Origin of the sequence: uncultured Paraglaciecola sp. (assembly GCF_963977085.1) — a bacterium.
Classification (GTDB): domain Bacteria; phylum Pseudomonadota; class Gammaproteobacteria; order Enterobacterales; family Alteromonadaceae; genus Paraglaciecola.
In genome coordinates this window covers 12,073-28,371 of record NZ_CAXBNC010000034.1, presented here as the reverse complement: position 1 = coordinate 28,371, position 16,299 = coordinate 12,073, and the positions used below count along the sequence as shown (strand labels likewise).

The window sequence follows — 16,299 nt, the reverse complement described above, 5'->3', positions numbered from 1 at the left end:
CAGTTGACTTTTAATCAATTGGTCGCTGGTTCGAATCCAGCACGACCCACCATCTTTTTAATATCCTTCCAATTTCAAAGCATCCATACACCCAAAAATTCCAGAACAATTAACATAAGTCGTGCTTGATGAGAACCAGCGCGGTTCGAAAAATTTGTCTGGAAAAAATTTTAACATCGCTGTCTTTTGGGCGATGGCCCGCAGGGTAAAATACAGGACGTATTTTATAATCCAGCACGACCCACCATCTTTTTAATATCCTCCCAATTTCAAAGCATCCATACACCCAAAAATTCCAGAACAGTTGACATAAGTCGTGCTTGATGAGAACCAGCGCGGTTCGAAAAATTTGTATGCAACAAATTGTACAGCCTCTGGCTGTCCGCAGCGGGAGGTGAGTATCATGGATAATACGACTAAATCCAGCTTGCCCAATTTCTCCCAGCTAAAAAGGTATTATTGGTTTTATATAATCTTTCCTGTAGCCAAATACTGGGGGCCCTATATCCTTCCCTGATGATATGCATTCGGTTACTGCGTAACATATCCGCCATATCGACAATTGCTCCTGCATAGTTCTACCATGTGCCGTGCATTGTTGGTCCTATGTTGGATTGTTTAATTGGACACAGCGCTAGTGGGGCTGCGAATAAAATTAATTAAAACGGTAAAGTGGGTTTCTAATTATTCTGCTATTGTGTAGTCATGCAGTGTTTTTGAAGTGGAAAATGTCATCTACATAATTGTATCAACTATGTTTTTGTCATCAGATACAATTGGACATGCAGTAAAATCAATCATAGATTACAATCTCTATAATGGATGATAAGGTGAAATAGTTTAATGAATGTAAAAGAATACGCAGTAAACGCTGGTGATGTTTTTGTGCTGCCGGATGCGGTCATAAAAGTTAAGCAATTAATCGATGATGATGCGACATCCATTGAAGATATTGCAGAAGTGATAAATTATGATCCAGCAATCATGTCGCAAGTCTTAAAAATTTCGAACAGCGCCTTGTATAAATTTCCTAATACTATTACTACTGTCAGCAAAGCTATCCAGGTTATTGGGACACGCTCTATCTATGACCTAGTTTTAGCTTATGGCGTAGCCAGCGCATTTAAAGATATTAACCCTGATGTGATCGATTTAGATCAATATTGGGAGCAAGGTGTGAGTTGCGCCTTGTTATGTAAATATATTGCCGAAGAAATCGGTTTAAAAGAGTCTGAGAAGTTATTTGTGTGTGGTTTATTACACAATCTTGGTGAGCTGGTTTTGGTAAAGTTAGGTCCAGAGATAGCCAATAAATGCGCCGCTATTTCAAATGATAATCCTCCTTTGCTGTTACAAAAAAAGTATCTAGGTTTTTCCTATGCTGATATCTCTTCTGAACTATTAAAGCTCTGGGGCATACCTAGGGATATTGCAGATATAGTCGGAAAAACTCATGTCACTGAACATAAAGCTCAGACCCAGGAAGAAAGGGTTATGCAACTCGCTTATTTGTTAGCACGTAATAACGTTAACAATAGTCATTTTTCAATTCATGACGATGTCAGCGAAGAAATGTACGAAAGCTTGGGTATCGATATAGATTCTGTTAATAATGCGCTAGATTTTAGTAATTTACAGTTAATGAGTGCCTTGGCTTTATTTAGCCCATCTTCATTGGCGATGTTCTAAGAGCGTTTCTTTGTGAGTGAGTAAACGCCTAGCGACATAAGGTCTAGGCAAATACTGTTACTACCTGCCTACTAATAGCCACTAACGAACCTTGCTTGTCCCAAATATTGGCTTCTGTATGTGCATACCCATCAGCTGCCTGCCTGGTTTGGGCCTGATAGGCGAACCAATCACTTCCTGAAAACTTTTGATGGGGGTGGATAAATTCCACATTCCAACTCATGGTGCTAGCCATAGCAGGCCAACGTAACATTTGTAGGACGGTGGGAGGCCAAATATCTATTAACGCAATTAAATGGGCGTCACCGAAATCACTTGGTGGTTCTTTAAAGCGCATCCATCCATGTAAATCACTTTCCTTTTTGCCAGTAAATGGCCATCCACCTTTGGTTCTTGCTAACTCGAAATTTCTAATAAATTTGGGGGTGATTTTAGGGATGTTAGGCATGCCATTAGGCTTTAAAGGATACTCCATTGAGTGTTGTAGTTGATTTGGGATAAGGATCTTAGATTCTCGAGCCGTACCAAAGCTTGCTTGGCTCATTAAGGCCACTTTGTTGTCTTGAATTAACCTTCCAACCACTTGAATAACATTTTTCCCTTCCCTGAGCACCTCTATGTTAATGCTGAACTCTTTATTGGCCTCTATAGGGCCAATAAAGTTAGTACTTAGGGAACGCATTATCTTTTCGGAGTTAACAGCCTCACGCATTGCTTGATAAACAAGAGAGGCCGAAATGCCACCATATAGCGTACGTCCTTGTTCCCAATTGCTGGTGACTGACAGTGTAATGTCATTAATATTTGATTTAACTTGCTGTTTGACTGAATTTAGCAATGTATCAATATGCATAACTTATTTTGGCTCCGTAAATCAATTGTTAATGAAAACTGGTCTGATCTGCATACATTTATCATAAAGCTTAGAGTTCGTTAGATGATTTCATGTCTTTATGATCGAGCATAACTATCTGTTATGTTTACAAAAAATTAACAATATAGCTTGAAATTACTAGGACTGTACCCGTACCATGAGGAAAATACAAAACACATAGTTCTAAGGAAATATTGATGGCAAGTGACGAGATACTGAGCAGCGAATCCCCAAAAGTTCCACCAGTCGTGTCGAATGGATATCGGAACTATGTTCTATTCATATTGACGCTGATCTATGCTTTTAATTTTATTGACCGTCAAATAATCGGTATATTGTCGCCTTTTATAAAAGCAGATCTAGGGCTAGATGACGCACAGTTAGGCTGGCTCAAAGGAATTTATTTTGCTTTGTTATATACAGTTGTGGGGATCCCCATCGCGTGGCTCGCCGACAGGTACAGTAGGGTCAATATAGTCGCCATTTCACTGACTCTCTGGAGTGGCTTTACCGCAGCGTCAGGTATGGCTGGAAATTTCACCCAACTTGCTTTAGCACGTATCGGTGTAGGAATTGGTGAAGCGGGTGGGAGTCCACCTTCACATTCCATTATTTCTGATTTATTTCCCAAGGAAAAACGTGCTGGCGCTTTGGCTATATACTCTTTAGGGATCCCTTTTGGAATAATGTTAGCGTTTTTTGCTTCGGCATTTTTTCTCAAGGGAGGTGAAGCAGATTGGCGAATGGTCATGATAGCGGTCGGCTTGCCTGGCGTAGTCTTGGCCATATTGTTAAAGCTGACGGTGAAAGAGCCTGCCCGTAGTGGCAACATGCAAACATCCTCAGCACAAGGTAAGTCCTGGCAATCAATAAAGGCATTGTTATCTATTAAGTCTTGGTGGGGAATGTGTTTTGCCATTTCTTTTGGATCCTTTGGTAATTATGCTATTTCTACATGGATGATTGATTTTTATGTTCGTGCTCATGTGGGCCTAGATATCACCCAATTTCTCATTACCTTGGGCGTAATCAATGGTACTGCTTATGCGGGAGGCGTTTGGTTAGGTGGTGTTTTGGTGGATAAATGGGGAAAAACAAACCGAAGTGCATACGGGTTAGTACCCGCATTAGCTTTGTTAATTGGTGCGCCGGCCTATTATTTTTCACTACAAATAGAATCTCTTGAATTGTCTATTGGGTTAGTCACAATTTTACTCTTTACCAGTGGTTTCTATTTAGGACCTTCTTTTGCTCTAGCGCAAACTCTTGCCCCAGTAAAAGTGAGAGCGATGTCGACGGCATTATTTTTCTTTGTTTTAAATATTATCGCCTTAGGTGGTGGTCCCACTTTTATTGGGATTTTGAGTAACTTTTACACTGAACAATATGGCGACGTTGAAGCGTTGCGTTTGTCACTTTCTTGGCTAGCAGTGCCTTATGCCATGTCGATCATTGCGTTCTTCTGGACTGCAAAACACATTCCGGCTGATTGGAAGGCTGCTGAGGTGCGTAACGGCTAAAGTTAATAACAAGTTAATGTTTGTTTAGTCGCTTTGTATGGAGGATATACTGGTATGTGAGGTGATAAACCTCGCGTATAATGACAAGATTGGACAAGGTAGAAGGCTCTCTTATGAGAGCCTTCTACCTTCAACATTTAAAATAACAGGCTTTAGATGACTAAATCCACAAAGATCAACTTACACTTTGCCCATGCTAACGGTTTTCCTGCCGGCAGTTATCAACAAATTTTCAAGCAGTTTCCAGATGATTTCACGGTCCATGCATTAACTAAATTTGCCCATTCAGAACGTTTCCCAGTGAATGCTAATTTAGAAAATCAAGTGGCAGAGTTGATTGATTATTTAACACACACTGTGGGGCACCCCGCTTATGTCGTTGGGCATTCTATGGGGGCTGTGGTGTCTTTTGTGGCGGCTTGTGAAAGACCTGATTTGATTAAGGGGGTAATAATGCTTGACCCTCCCATTGCGTCAGGTGTGGCAAGAGTCGCCTTTAGGCTGCTTAAGTATTCTCCTTTAATTGATAAGTTCTCTCCTGCTGGTAAAGCCAAAGTGCGTTGCCAAAGTTGGCCTTTGGGGACAGACTTAGTGGCCTATTTTAAGGCTAAGGCACTGTTCAAAAATTTCCAGTTAGCTTGTATTCAAGATTATGTGGATGCTGCAATTGACGAACGAGAGGATAAGTTGCAACTGAACTTCGATGCGCAGATTGAAGCCAGTATTTACCGGAATGTGCCCCACAATCTTAATAAGTTCTATAAACGTCTTTCGGTACCTGGTTTATTGGTTACAGGTAGTCAAAGTGATGTGTGTATCCCCGCTTTTCTGGCCACTTTTATTAAAAAAAGCAAGATTGAACACCATGTATTTGAAGGTGGTGGGCATATGTTTCCCTTAGAAAGCCCAAAACAAGTGGCTGAGCTGATAACCAATAGAATTCGATTGTGGGAGAGTGAGATATAAAAAAGCCGCTCTAAGGCGGCTGAATAATTGAAAATATCTGGGCTATGTAAAAGGTGGATTAATAACCTACTTTTAGCCCTAACATTTCTCGTGTCACTAATACCACGCCTTTTTCAGAGACTCTGAAACCTCGGGCGAGATCTTCTTCACGACTATGGCCAATAGTGGTGCCTTCAGGGACAATACAACCTCGGTCAATAATCGCCTTTCTAATTCTACAATTCCGTTGCACTTCGACATCTGGCAATAATACTGAATCCTCTATTTCACTATAGGAGTGCACTCTGACGTTAGAAAAGCAAATGCTACGGCGTAAAGTCGCACCAGAGATTATACAGCCACCAGAGACAACAGAGTTAATTGCGGTTCCTCTGCGATTATCTTCTTCCCATACAAATTTGGCTGGAGGTAATTGTTCCTGATAAGTCCAAATAGGCCACTTTTTATCATATAAGTTAAGTGCTGGTACCGGCGCGACTAATTCCATATTGGCTTGCCAAAAAGAGTCTAAGGTACCTACATCTCGCCAATACGCTTCATGTTCATCATCACTTTCGAATTGGAAAGCATATACGGAACCTTCTTCGATGATCGAAGGAATAATATCCTTACCAAAGTCTCGTTCAGAGCCCGACGTTTCGGAGTCTGCTTTTAACTGCTCAAACAAAAATTCGGTATCAAATACGTAATTGCCCATTGAAGCTAAACACTTTGTTGGGTCGTTAGGTAAAGGCGTCGGGTTTTCTGGTTTCTCCTCAAAGCCAATCACTTTTAAATTTTCATCTACTGACATCACCCCAAATTGTCCCGCGGCTTCTTCTATTGGAACGGGCATACAACTTACTGTCATTTTTGCCCCTGATTGAGCATGTTGTGCAATTAAATTACCGTAATCCATTCGGTAAATGTGATCGCCAGATAACACCATTACATATTTTGGCAATTCGTCGCGAATAATATCAATGTTTTGAAAAACAGCATCAGCAGTGCCTTCATACCAGTTATCTGAAAAACGTTGTGATGCGGGAAGAATTTCTACTGACTCGCCTAGTTCCTTTTTAAAGTGCCCCCAACCTCTAACAAGGTGACGGATTAATGAGTGGGACTTGTATTGTGTGACAACGCCTACGTTGCGGATCCCCGAGTTGATGCAGTTAGACAAGGGGAAATCAATTATTCGAAATTTTCCTCCAAAATACAGAGCAGGTTTTGCTCGCCAGTTTGTTAGTTCATAAAGCCTCGACCCTCTGCCCCCTGCTAAAATGAGTGCGTAGGTATCACGGGTCAAATTGCTAATATAACGAGATGGTTGTTTTGCCATAAATTCTTACTCCATCAAAATTTAAACTGCTTAGTGTTTTTATTGTTCTTAACATTGAGTTTACACAACACAGGTGTTAACTCAATCCTAAACTCCCATATTATGAAAAGTTATTGATGAGTGGATATCTTTTTGGTTTTATGTAGGTTTACTCTACTATTTAGTTAGAACAATAAGGAGTTAGTATGTCAAAAGTTGCTATTTTAGCGTTTGAGCAGATCGCAACCTTTGAATTGGCCTGCGCTATTGAAATTTTTGGATTACCACGCCCAGAATATACAAGTTGGTATCAGGCCGATGTGGTCTGTTTTGAGAAGGGCCCATTGCGAGCAACGGGTGGGATAACCATTTCTGCTAAATCGATTCAGACATTAGACGGGTATCAAACCTTAGTGATCCCGAGTTGGAATACGGCAAGTAATCATGTTCGCCTAGATTTGGCTGAAAAGGTGACGGCATTTTCTGAGCAAGGAGGGCGCATTATCAGTTTTTGTTCGGGTGCATTTTTGTTAGCTCAGTTAGGTTTACTGCAAAATAAACGTGCCACAACACATTGGCGTTATTGTGATATCTTTAAACAGCGTTTTCCCTTAGTTAATTTCGTTGACGACGTACTCTATACTCACGACCAAAACATAAGCTGTTCTGCAGGTAGTGCCGCAGCTTTAGATTTAGGTATTGATATCGTTCGACAAGATTTTGGTCACGAAGTTGCCAATCAAGTCGCAAGACGTTTAGTTATCTCACCCCATAGACATGGCGGACAAGCGCAATACATAGAAACCCCAGTGGCTAAAAATACAGGCACATTTAGCCATACCCTTGATTGGGCAATTAGGCATCTCAATCAGCCACTTTCAGTGGATGATTTAGCTAAGCAAGCCTGTATGTCGCGGCGCAGTTTTGACAGACATTTTAAAAGTGCCCTAGGTATTAGTCCCAAGGCTTGGATTAATCAGCAGAGAATCAATCTAGCTAAACAATTATTAGAGGTAGAAGATTTGTCTATTGAGCAATTGGCCCAAAAGGTAGGGTACGATAATGGCATCACCCTAAGATTTAATTTTAATAAATATGTAGGGGTGGCACCCAGTCAATATCAGTCGCAGTTCAGAATGAACTGATGTTAGAATTTATAATGAGTAAATAATTCACCAAACAACTTGAAATATTTAGGCTTTACTTGTTAACTACCTGACATATAGAGAAATATTGATTGGTTATGACTAAAGGTGGTGACATGGGACGTTTTACTGTGCACGGAAAGCTCGAGTTAGATATTCTCGATCGAATTCTAGTGATCGAAGGTTGTGGACCTTGGAATTTAGAAGCTGTGAAAGAGGCCTACAGCCGTTTCAAACCTCTGGTTGAATCACTGTATGGCGGTCCATGGGGATCCTTAGTTGAATTGCGTGGTGATCCCATTTACGTCCCCGATGCTGCCAACTTTATCGTTAAAACAATCAAACATGAACGTACAATGGGCAATGTTGCCAGCGCTATTTTAGTCAGCGAGTCGAACTCCCCAGAATTTGCAAAGCGCCATTTAAGTGAGCTACATAGCAAAGCTGGAGATACTTTTCGTTTCTTTTCTGACAGAGAAGAAGCGACTTGGTGGCTACTACAAAAAATTACATCAGCGCAAATTAAGTAGCGTCTTTCCCCATCTAACTAAGTAAGATGGGGAGTATCTAAACGCGACTGTTCTTCCAAGCCTGAAACAATAGAAATACGCCAACTGCAAAAAAAGGAATACTCAACGCTTGTCCAGTATTGAGCCATACATCGCCTGAGTATGCGGCTTGTTTGACTTTTACGAATTCAATACTGAATCTAGCCGTAAATACTAAACATAAAAACGCCCCAAATAGTGCCCCTGAATGCTTTTTAATAGTTGTAAAACGATATATCAAAAGTAAGGCTACAAATATGCTCAAATAAGATAATGACTCATACAGTTGAGCTGGATGCCTTGGTAGCAGGTCAATGCGCTTAAATATGACTGCCCAAGGCACATCAGTCTGAATGCCAATAATTTCAGAGTTCATAAAGTTGGCAAAACGAACAAAAAAGCCAAATAGGGCCGTTGCGATGGCGAGTCTATCTAGTAGCCATAAATACTTCACTTTAAATTTTCTCTGGAAAAAATACACCGCTAAGATCACACCTAAGCCGCCGCCATGACTGGCAAGCCCTCCTTCCCAAATTGCGAGTATTTTAAGAGGGTTACTAAGATAAAATTCTGGGTCGTAGAATAAGCAATGACCAAGTCTGGCACCAACAATAATGCCTACAACACAATACATCAGCAGTGAATCAAGTAACTCTAGTTTGATTTTTTCTTGCTGGAATATCCATTTCATTACTTGCAGACCGGCGAAAATCGCGGTGGCAAATAAGGCTCCATACCAATGTATTTTTAATCCAAACAATTCGATTAATACTGGGTTTACATCCCAAGTAAAAAATTCCATGCAATCTACCTTATGATTGTTTAAGTGTAACTAAGGGGGAATATCAACATTGTACCTGAATGGTTTTTTTCAGACACTGGATAGTTCTTTTTTAATTGCGTTTTTTAAAGTGTAAGCGAGGGGGGCGACCAGTAATTACCACGTAGTAAGCTAAAATGCACAGGAGTGAAAAAATAATCATGCTGACCGTGACTTTTTGCCAACCATCAACAAATATAGTGTACAACAACATTCCCACAACCAAGAGCGTGGGAGATGCGGTTAAGGCAATCATCACTCTGACATTTGCAGGAAGTGGTGAGCGAGGTGAGTCTTGTTCAGTCAAAAAGCCTTCCTTATGTATTTAAAGCGCGTGCTACTTTGGAGTTCGATTGTCTACCTAAGGCGTGCATCATATTTAGTCCAGCCTGTGTTAGCTTGTTAAGGTTGATACCCGTTTCGATATCCATACCATCAAGCATATAGACTAAGTCTTCTGTGGCAACATTGCCAGAGGCGCCTTTTGCATAAGGGCAACCACCTAATCCCGATACTGCGCTATCCACTACTGAGATACCCTGTTGCAATGCAACCAATATGTTTACCAAAGCTTGACTGTAAGTATCGTGAAAATGTACTGCTAATTTATCTACTGGGACAACGCTTAATACGGCATTTAACATGTGTTGGGTTTTAACAGGTGTGCCCACACCAATCGTATCCCCTAAGGATATTTCATAGCAGCCCATTTCAAGTAACTTTTGACTCACCTCTGCCACTTTTTGTGGATCAACATTGCCCTCATAGGGGCAGCCTAATACACAAGATACATAACCTCGAACAGGAAGTTGATGTTTTTGTGCCAATTCCATAACAGGAATGAAACGTTCAAGGCTTTCAGTAATAGAGCAATTAATGTTTTTCTGGGAAAACGCTTCGGATGCGGCACCAAAAACAGCCACTTCGTCCACTTGGGCTGCAATAGCTTGTTGCAATCCATGTAAATTAGGGGTCAATGCAGTATATCGAACCTTATTTTGTCGTTTTATTTGTTGAAACACCGCCGCGCTATCGGCCATTTGTGGAACCCATTTGGGTGACACAAAACTACCGCTTTCAATTACACTACAGCCCGCGTCAGCCAATTGTTCTATCAATGCAATCTTAGCAGCCAAAGGCACTAATTTTTGCTCATTCTGCAAGCCGTCCCTCGGACCGACTTCAACTATTTTAACTGCCTTAGGTAACATATTTTAAGACTCTTGGGTCGCTTGAAAAGCTAATAATTCGACACCACCATCGACTAAATCACCGGCTTTAAAATAAAACTCGCTGACACGTCCCGCGGCAGGGGCTTTTAAGCTATGTTCCATTTTCATGGCTTCCATCACCATTAGGGTTTGGTCTTTTTCAACTAGTTGTTCTGGCTCAACTAGAATCGCAACAACTGTACCGTTCATAGGGGCAGTAAAACCAACATCAGCACCATTATCTTGGGTATCCCCTAAATCGGCTTGCAGTGATTTAAAGCGAATGACCTTACCATTACAGAATACCGTGTAGCCATCTTGATGGGCTGTTACATTAGAAAGTGTTCGGTGACCATTGATAGTGGAGACCAGTTGGTTTTTAGCAATTTCACCTGAGCATCTATAATCTTGCTGAGCAACTTTTATATCATAAACAACCTGCTTACCCACAGAGCTTTGGCCAACATGTACCGTAAAAGTGTTGTTGCCTACTAACAATTCCAAGTTTTGCAGATGTTGTTCATTTGCGCGCCAAGCATTGCCCTGTGACCAAGGTGAATGCCTGTCTTGTACGTTTGAACCATGAACTTGTTGGTTGGTTAACATTAAATATAAAGCTGCGACTGGCAATAAAGGTTCAACATCTTGTGGTTCATTTAGCAATAAGGCCTGTTGATTTTTTTCTATAAAACCTGTGTCAATTTGTTCGGCCTTAAAGGGGGCACTACTGGCTAACTTATATAAAAACTCTATGTTAGTCACCACACCGTCAATATGATATTCGGTTAAGGCTTTGGTTAACCTTGCTAGCGCTTTATCTCGATTTTCATCCCACACAATTAACTTTGCGATCATGGGATCATAAAAAACTGAGACTTCATCCCCTTGAACCACACCTGTATCCACCCGAACGTGTTCTGATTCAAAGGGGGGAGATAATAAAGATAATTTGCCCGTTGCCGGTAAAAAGTCATTGTTAGGATCTTCTGCATAAATCCTAGCTTCAAAAGCATGGCCATGAATGTTTAAGGCATCTTGTGGCAAGGGCAAGGATTCATTATTGGCGACACGCAACTGCCATTCAACTAAATCTTGACCAGTGATCATCTCTGTTACCGGATGTTCAACCTGTAATCGGGTATTCATTTCCATAAAGTAGAATTGCCCATCACTGTCTAACAAAAACTCAACCGTACCTGCCCCAGCATAATTGATGGCTTTTGCGGCTTTTAATGCGGCTTCGCCCATCTGTACTCGTAGCTCTGATGTCATACCAAAAGCTGGGGCTTCTTCAATAATTTTTTGGTGACGGCGTTGTACCGAACAATCACGTTCAAATAAATAAACACCAGCGCCAAAATTGTCACAAAATACTTGAATTTCAACATGACGAGGTTCAGTGAGATACTTTTCAACCAACATCAAATCATCGGAAAAGCTCGACATCGCCTCACGTTTTGCCGCCGCTAGCGCATCATAAAACTCTGATGCTTGCCACACTTGGCGCATTCCTTTACCACCACCACCGGCGGCCGCTTTGAGTAATACAGGGTAGCCCATTTTGTCGGCATGGGACTTTAAGCCATCGGCACTTTGGTCATCTCCGTGATAGCCAGGAACTAAGGGCACCTTAGCCTGCTCCATGATTTGCTTAGCCGCAGATTTGGAACCCATGGCCTGAATAGCATCAACCGGAGGACCTACAAATACAATGTTGTTTTGTTTACATAAATTAGCAAAATTGGCGTTTTCTGATAAAAATCCGTAACCCGGATGGATGGCATCGGCACCGACTTTGAGGGCAATGTTAATGATTCTTTCAGCCTGTAGGTAACTGTCCTTAGAAGGAGAGGGACCCACATGAACCGCTTCGTCTGCCATTTTTACATGTAAGGCGTGTTGGTCCACATCTGAATACAAGGCAACAGTTAAAATACCCATTCGTTTGGCTGTTTTTATGATGCGGCAACTAATTTCTCCGCGGTTAGCTATCAATAATTTAGTAAACATGGCTTACTCCGTTACCCAGTTAGCGCGGCGTTTTTGTAAAAACGCATTGAGACCTTCTTGGCCTTGTTCAGAGACCCTTAGCTCGGCAATTTTTTCACTGGTTTTAGCGATTAGGTCGTCACAAATTGGCCTATCTTGCACCTCAAATATGAGCTGTTTAGCGGCGCGAATTGCAGCGGGGGAGTTTTTTAGAATATGTTCTATGAGGTTCTCAATGGTGCTGTCTAGTTCTTCCTCTACTACCGCTTCGCTCAGCAAGCCTAAGCGTCTTGCTCGGGTGGCAGAAAATACTTCGGCAGTGGCAAAATAGCGTCTTGCGATCCTCGCACCTAGGGCATCAATCACATAAGGGCTAATGGTAGCGGGTACCAGTCCAAGTTTGACCTCACTTAAACAAAATTTACTTAACTTGCTACCAATGGCCATATCACAACAGGCAACTAATCCTACTGCGCCACCAAAGGCAGCGCCTTGTACTCGTGCAATAGTGGGTTTATCGATGGTGTTTAGAATATAAAACATCTTGGCTAAGGCATTGGCATCGGCTAGATTCTGCTCATAGCTATAAGTTGCCATGCGCTGCATCCAATTTAAATCGGCCCCAGCACTGAAGCTTTTGCCAGCTGCTGCCAATACCATGACACGTATATCGTTATTCTGATTAATACGACTAAAAATATCGGTTAATTGTACAATCAACTTATCATCAAAGGCATTGTGGATGTCAGGCTGATTTAAGGTTACTGTCGCCACACCTCTGTTATCAATTTCAAATAAAACTTTATCGGTTTGATTCATGATTCTTTCATCCTTACATTCTAAAGACGCCAAACCGGGTGTCCTCTATGGATTTATTTAAACTAGCTGAAATACACAAACCTAACACCTGACGGGTATCAGCCGGATCTATAACGCCGTCATCCCATAGGCGGGCAGAAGCGTAATAGGGGTGACCTTGGGTTTCGTAGGTGTCAATAATGGGTTGTTTAAATTGAGTTTCTTGCTCCGCACTCCAGGGTTCGTTAACACGCTCTTTTTGTTCTCGTTTAACTTGCGCTAGTACACCAGCGGCTTGTTCGCCACCCATCACAGAAATTCGGGCGTTTGGCCACATAAACATAAAGCGAGGGTCATAAGCTCGTCCACACATGCCATAGTTGCCTGCACCAAAACTACCGCCAATTAATATCGTGAACTTAGGCACTTTGGCACAGGCTACAGCTGTGACCATTTTGGCGCCATGTTTGGCAATGCCACCTGCTTCGTATTGTTTGCCCACCATAAACCCAGTAATGTTTTGTAGAAATACCAGTGGGATTTTGCGCTGGGCGCAAAGCTCAATAAAATGTGCGCCTTTTTGGGCAGATTCTGAAAATAAAATGCCATTGTTGGCTACTATGCCTACTGGATAGCCAAAAATTCTGGCAAAGCCACATATCAGTGTTTGACCATATAAGGCTTTAAATTCGTCAAATTCCGAACCATCTACCACACGTGCAATTACTTCTCGTACGTCGTATGGTTGCCTCGTATCTTTTGGGATCACTCCATAAATTTCATCGCTAACATAAGCCGGCTCAGTAGGTTCGCGTACATCGAGCTCAATGGTTTTATTACGGTTTAATCGCGCTATAGCATCTCTGGCAATTTTGAGTGCGTGATGGTCATTGTTAGCGAGATGATCGACTACACCAGATTTTCGGCAATGCACATCACCACCGCCTAAATCCTCAGCGCTGACCACTTCACCTGTGGCGGCTTTAACTAATGGTGGGCCACCGAGAAAAATGGTGCCTTGTTCTTTTACGATAATAGACTCGTCAGCCATAGCAGGCACGTAAGCTCCGCCTGCTGTGCATGATCCCATTACCACAGCAATTTGTGGAATATTTTGCGCAGACAGATTGGCTTGGTTGTAGAAAATACGCCCAAAATGTTCTCTATCTGGAAACACCTCATCTTGACGTGGCAAGTTTGCCCCACCTGAATCTACCAAATAGATACAAGGTAAATTATTTTGTTCAGCTATGGTTTGAGCGCGTAAGTGTTTTTTCACGGTTAAAGGGTAATAACTGCCCCCTTTAACTGTAGCGTCGTTGGCGACTATCATACATTCAACGCCGGACACTCGGCCTATACCCGCTATCACACCTGCGGCAGGTACCTTATCTTCATACACTTCATAGGCGGCCAGTTGCGATAATTCCAAGAAAGGTGAGCCAGAATCAAGCAGAGTATTAATTCGCTCTCTAGGAAGTAATTTGCCTCGGTCAATATGCCTTTGGTTGGCCTTTTCGCCACCACCTAGTTTGATAGTGGCAATTTTTTCTTTTAAGTCGTTAACTTGCGCCTGCATATGCAGCGCGTTAGCCACAAAATCTTGGCTTTTGATATTTAGCTTACTGATGATTTTCGGCACAGTATTGCTCCAATTATTTGCTTAAGGAGGTTGTTAATCGTTTTTACACTGACTCTTTAAACAACTCTCGACCAATCAACATTCTGCGGATTTCAGAGGTACCAGCACCAATTTCATACAGCTTGGCATCCCTTAATAAACGGCCCGCTGGGAATTCGTTAATATAGCCATTGCCACCTAGCAGCTGGATAGCGTCTAGGGCCATTTTGGTTGCCAGTTCTGCAGAATAAAGAATAGCACCAGCTGCATCTTTTCGGGTGGTTTCACCTCTGTCACAAGAACGTGCCACGGCGTAAACATAAGCTCTGGCAGCATTCATCTGTGTATACATATCGGCGATTTTTCCTTGGACTAATTGGAACTCACCAATAGATTGACCAAACTGTTTACGGTCATGAATGTAAGGTACAACTAAGTCCATACAGGCTTGCATAATGCCTAAGGGCCCACCAGATAAAACCACACGCTCGTAATCCAAACCACTCATCAATACCCGAACACCGCCGCCTTCTTGTCCTAAAATATTTTCAGCCGGAACTTCACAATCTTGAAATACTAGTTCGCAGGTGTTGGATGAGCGCATACCTAATTTATCTAGTTTTTGCGCCTGACTAAATCCCTTGGTTTCGCGCTCCACAATAAAAGCTGTCATGCCTTTGGGACCGGCTGATACGTCGGTTTTGGCATACACCACATAGGTATGTGCATCAGGTCCGTTAGTGATCCACATTTTGTTGCCATTTAATACGTAGGCATCGCCACGTTTATCAGCCCGCAGTTTCATGCTCACCACATCGGAACCCGCGTTTGGCTCACTCATTGCCAAAGCGCCGATATGTTCACCGCTGACTAACTTAGGTAAATATTTTTGTTTTTGTGAATCGCTGCCGTTTTTATGTATTTGATTCACACATAAATTAGAGTGTGCACCATAACTTAAACCAATGCCTGCCGAAGCACGGCTGACTTCTTCCATAGCAATGACATGGGCTAAATAACCCATATCTGAACCACCGTACTGCTCAGCTACTGTTACCCCTAATAGTCCCATCTCACCTAGTTTGGGCCATAACTCATTTGGGAAACTATTGTCTTGATCCGCTTTTTCAGCCAAAGGGGCTATTTCACCTTGGGCAAAGTTATATACATGGTCTCGCAACATGTCGATGTCTTCACCGAGACCAAAATTTAAAGTGGGATAGGGGGCATTCATAGAGTTTGTCCTTGCTTTAAGGTAGGGTGCGTTAAGGCATTGAGTTCGTCTTGGCAGCGGGCTTCTACGTCTTCTAGCTCAGCCTTTAACATTTCAATGTCTTCTAGTTGTTGTTGCATGTGAGCACGCTTTTTAGCTGTCATTTTAAGCATAGCCTCAAGCTGTACTTTTGAATTTTGATGGCTGTCGTATAAATCAAACAGTGTTTTGGTTTCTGCTAATGAAAACCCCAAACGTTTACCTCGTAATATCAGTTTTAAGCGCACCTGATCTTTTTTTAAATAAATACGGTTCTGACCATTACGAGTGGGGTTCAATAACCCTTGTTCTTCATAAAAGCGAATAGAACGAGGGGTTATATCCATTGATTTGGCTAATTCGCCGATGCTAAACGTTTGTTCGCTCATCATTTACTCTTTGTATATTCAATATCATTTTTGTTAATAAGGTTTACGTTTACGTAAACTGAAAGTAAATGTAAAGTGTTAAGGTTTTAAAATCAATAATGTAATGCCGATAACGCATAAGTCAGTTATTGCAATAACGTACAAAGCGTGCAAATTATTGTACGCTGGGTAATAAAC

The 16,299-nt window shown here is 41.9% G+C and carries 15 protein-coding genes; 5 read left to right on the top strand and 10 right to left on the bottom strand.

Annotated features, from left to right (window positions below; translation table 11 throughout):
* The first annotated feature begins 843 nt into the window (after positions 1-843).
* A complete protein-coding gene (locus AAC000_RS22500; RefSeq protein WP_339726088.1) occupies positions 844-1,689 on the top strand; it encodes an HDOD domain-containing protein in 846 nt (281 codons plus the stop codon).
* Positions 1,690-1,732: 43 nt separating this feature from the next.
* Here the strand turns inward: AAC000_RS22500 and AAC000_RS22495 are convergent, their stop codons facing one another.
* Positions 1,733-2,542 carry a thioesterase family protein gene (locus AAC000_RS22495; protein ID WP_339726086.1) on the bottom strand — a complete coding sequence of 270 codons (810 nt, stop codon included), beginning with the start codon at positions 2,540-2,542 and terminating at the stop codon, positions 1,733-1,735.
* 218 nt (positions 2,543-2,760) lie between these two features.
* Here AAC000_RS22495 and AAC000_RS22490 point away from each other — a divergent pair, with 218 nt between their 5' ends.
* Together AAC000_RS22490 and AAC000_RS22485 are read left to right on the top strand one after the other, a co-directional pair.
* Positions 2,761-4,083, top strand: coding sequence for an MFS transporter (locus AAC000_RS22490; protein ID WP_339726084.1), 1,323 nt, complete (start codon positions 2,761-2,763; stop codon positions 4,081-4,083).
* A gap of 156 nt (positions 4,084-4,239) precedes the next feature.
* Positions 4,240-5,049, top strand: a complete 810-nt coding sequence (locus AAC000_RS22485) for an alpha/beta hydrolase (protein ID WP_339726082.1) — start codon at positions 4,240-4,242, stop codon at positions 5,047-5,049.
* A gap of 58 nt (positions 5,050-5,107) precedes the next feature.
* Here the strand turns inward: AAC000_RS22485 and glgC are convergent, their stop codons facing one another.
* Complete coding sequence (gene glgC / locus AAC000_RS22480) at positions 5,108-6,370, bottom strand: glucose-1-phosphate adenylyltransferase (protein ID WP_339726080.1); 1,263 nt, start codon at positions 6,368-6,370, stop codon at positions 5,108-5,110.
* Positions 6,371-6,555: 185 nt separating this feature from the next.
* Here glgC and AAC000_RS22475 point away from each other — a divergent pair, with 185 nt between their 5' ends.
* Both AAC000_RS22475 and AAC000_RS22470 read left to right on the top strand, forming a co-directional pair.
* On the top strand, positions 6,556-7,494 hold the full coding sequence (locus tag AAC000_RS22475) for a helix-turn-helix domain-containing protein (RefSeq protein ID WP_339726078.1): 939 nt from the start codon (positions 6,556-6,558) through the stop codon (positions 7,492-7,494).
* A gap of 116 nt (positions 7,495-7,610) precedes the next feature.
* The gene (locus AAC000_RS22470) at positions 7,611-8,024 is read left to right on the top strand and encodes a hypothetical protein (protein WP_339726077.1); all 414 of its coding nucleotides are present in this window, start codon (positions 7,611-7,613) and stop codon (positions 8,022-8,024) included.
* 37 nt (positions 8,025-8,061) lie between these two features.
* On the opposite strand, the gene lgt is transcribed toward AAC000_RS22470, so the two are convergent.
* From lgt to AAC000_RS22430, 8 genes are all read right to left on the bottom strand, one after another.
* Positions 8,062-8,844: a prolipoprotein diacylglyceryl transferase gene (gene lgt, locus AAC000_RS22465; protein ID WP_339726076.1), complete on the bottom strand. Its 783-nt coding sequence runs from the start codon at positions 8,842-8,844 to the stop codon at positions 8,062-8,064.
* Positions 8,845-8,935: 91 nt separating this feature from the next.
* The gene (locus AAC000_RS22460; RefSeq protein ID WP_339726074.1) at positions 8,936-9,169 is read right to left on the bottom strand and encodes a hypothetical protein; all 234 of its coding nucleotides are present in this window, start codon (positions 9,167-9,169) and stop codon (positions 8,936-8,938) included.
* A 10-nt stretch (positions 9,170-9,179) separates the two neighbouring features.
* The gene (locus AAC000_RS22455; RefSeq protein WP_339726072.1) at positions 9,180-10,073 is read right to left on the bottom strand and encodes a hydroxymethylglutaryl-CoA lyase; all 894 of its coding nucleotides are present in this window, start codon (positions 10,071-10,073) and stop codon (positions 9,180-9,182) included.
* 3 nt (positions 10,074-10,076) lie between these two features.
* A complete protein-coding gene (locus tag AAC000_RS22450) occupies positions 10,077-12,083 on the bottom strand; it encodes an acetyl/propionyl/methylcrotonyl-CoA carboxylase subunit alpha (protein WP_339726070.1) in 2,007 nt (668 codons plus the stop codon).
* A 3-nt stretch (positions 12,084-12,086) separates the two neighbouring features.
* Positions 12,087-12,881: an enoyl-CoA hydratase/isomerase family protein gene (locus AAC000_RS22445; protein WP_339726068.1), complete on the bottom strand. Its 795-nt coding sequence runs from the start codon at positions 12,879-12,881 to the stop codon at positions 12,087-12,089.
* 13 nt (positions 12,882-12,894) lie between these two features.
* On the bottom strand, positions 12,895-14,502 hold the full coding sequence (locus AAC000_RS22440) for a carboxyl transferase domain-containing protein (RefSeq protein ID WP_339726066.1): 1,608 nt from the start codon (positions 14,500-14,502) through the stop codon (positions 12,895-12,897).
* Between the two features lie 43 nt (positions 14,503-14,545).
* Positions 14,546-15,715: an isovaleryl-CoA dehydrogenase gene (locus AAC000_RS22435; RefSeq protein ID WP_339726064.1), complete on the bottom strand. Its 1,170-nt coding sequence runs from the start codon at positions 15,713-15,715 to the stop codon at positions 14,546-14,548.
* A complete protein-coding gene (locus AAC000_RS22430; RefSeq protein ID WP_339726062.1) occupies positions 15,712-16,122 on the bottom strand; it encodes a MerR family DNA-binding transcriptional regulator in 411 nt (136 codons plus the stop codon). The genes AAC000_RS22435 and AAC000_RS22430 overlap by 4 nt, the downstream gene beginning before the upstream one ends.
* Positions 16,123-16,299 lie beyond the last annotated feature (177 nt).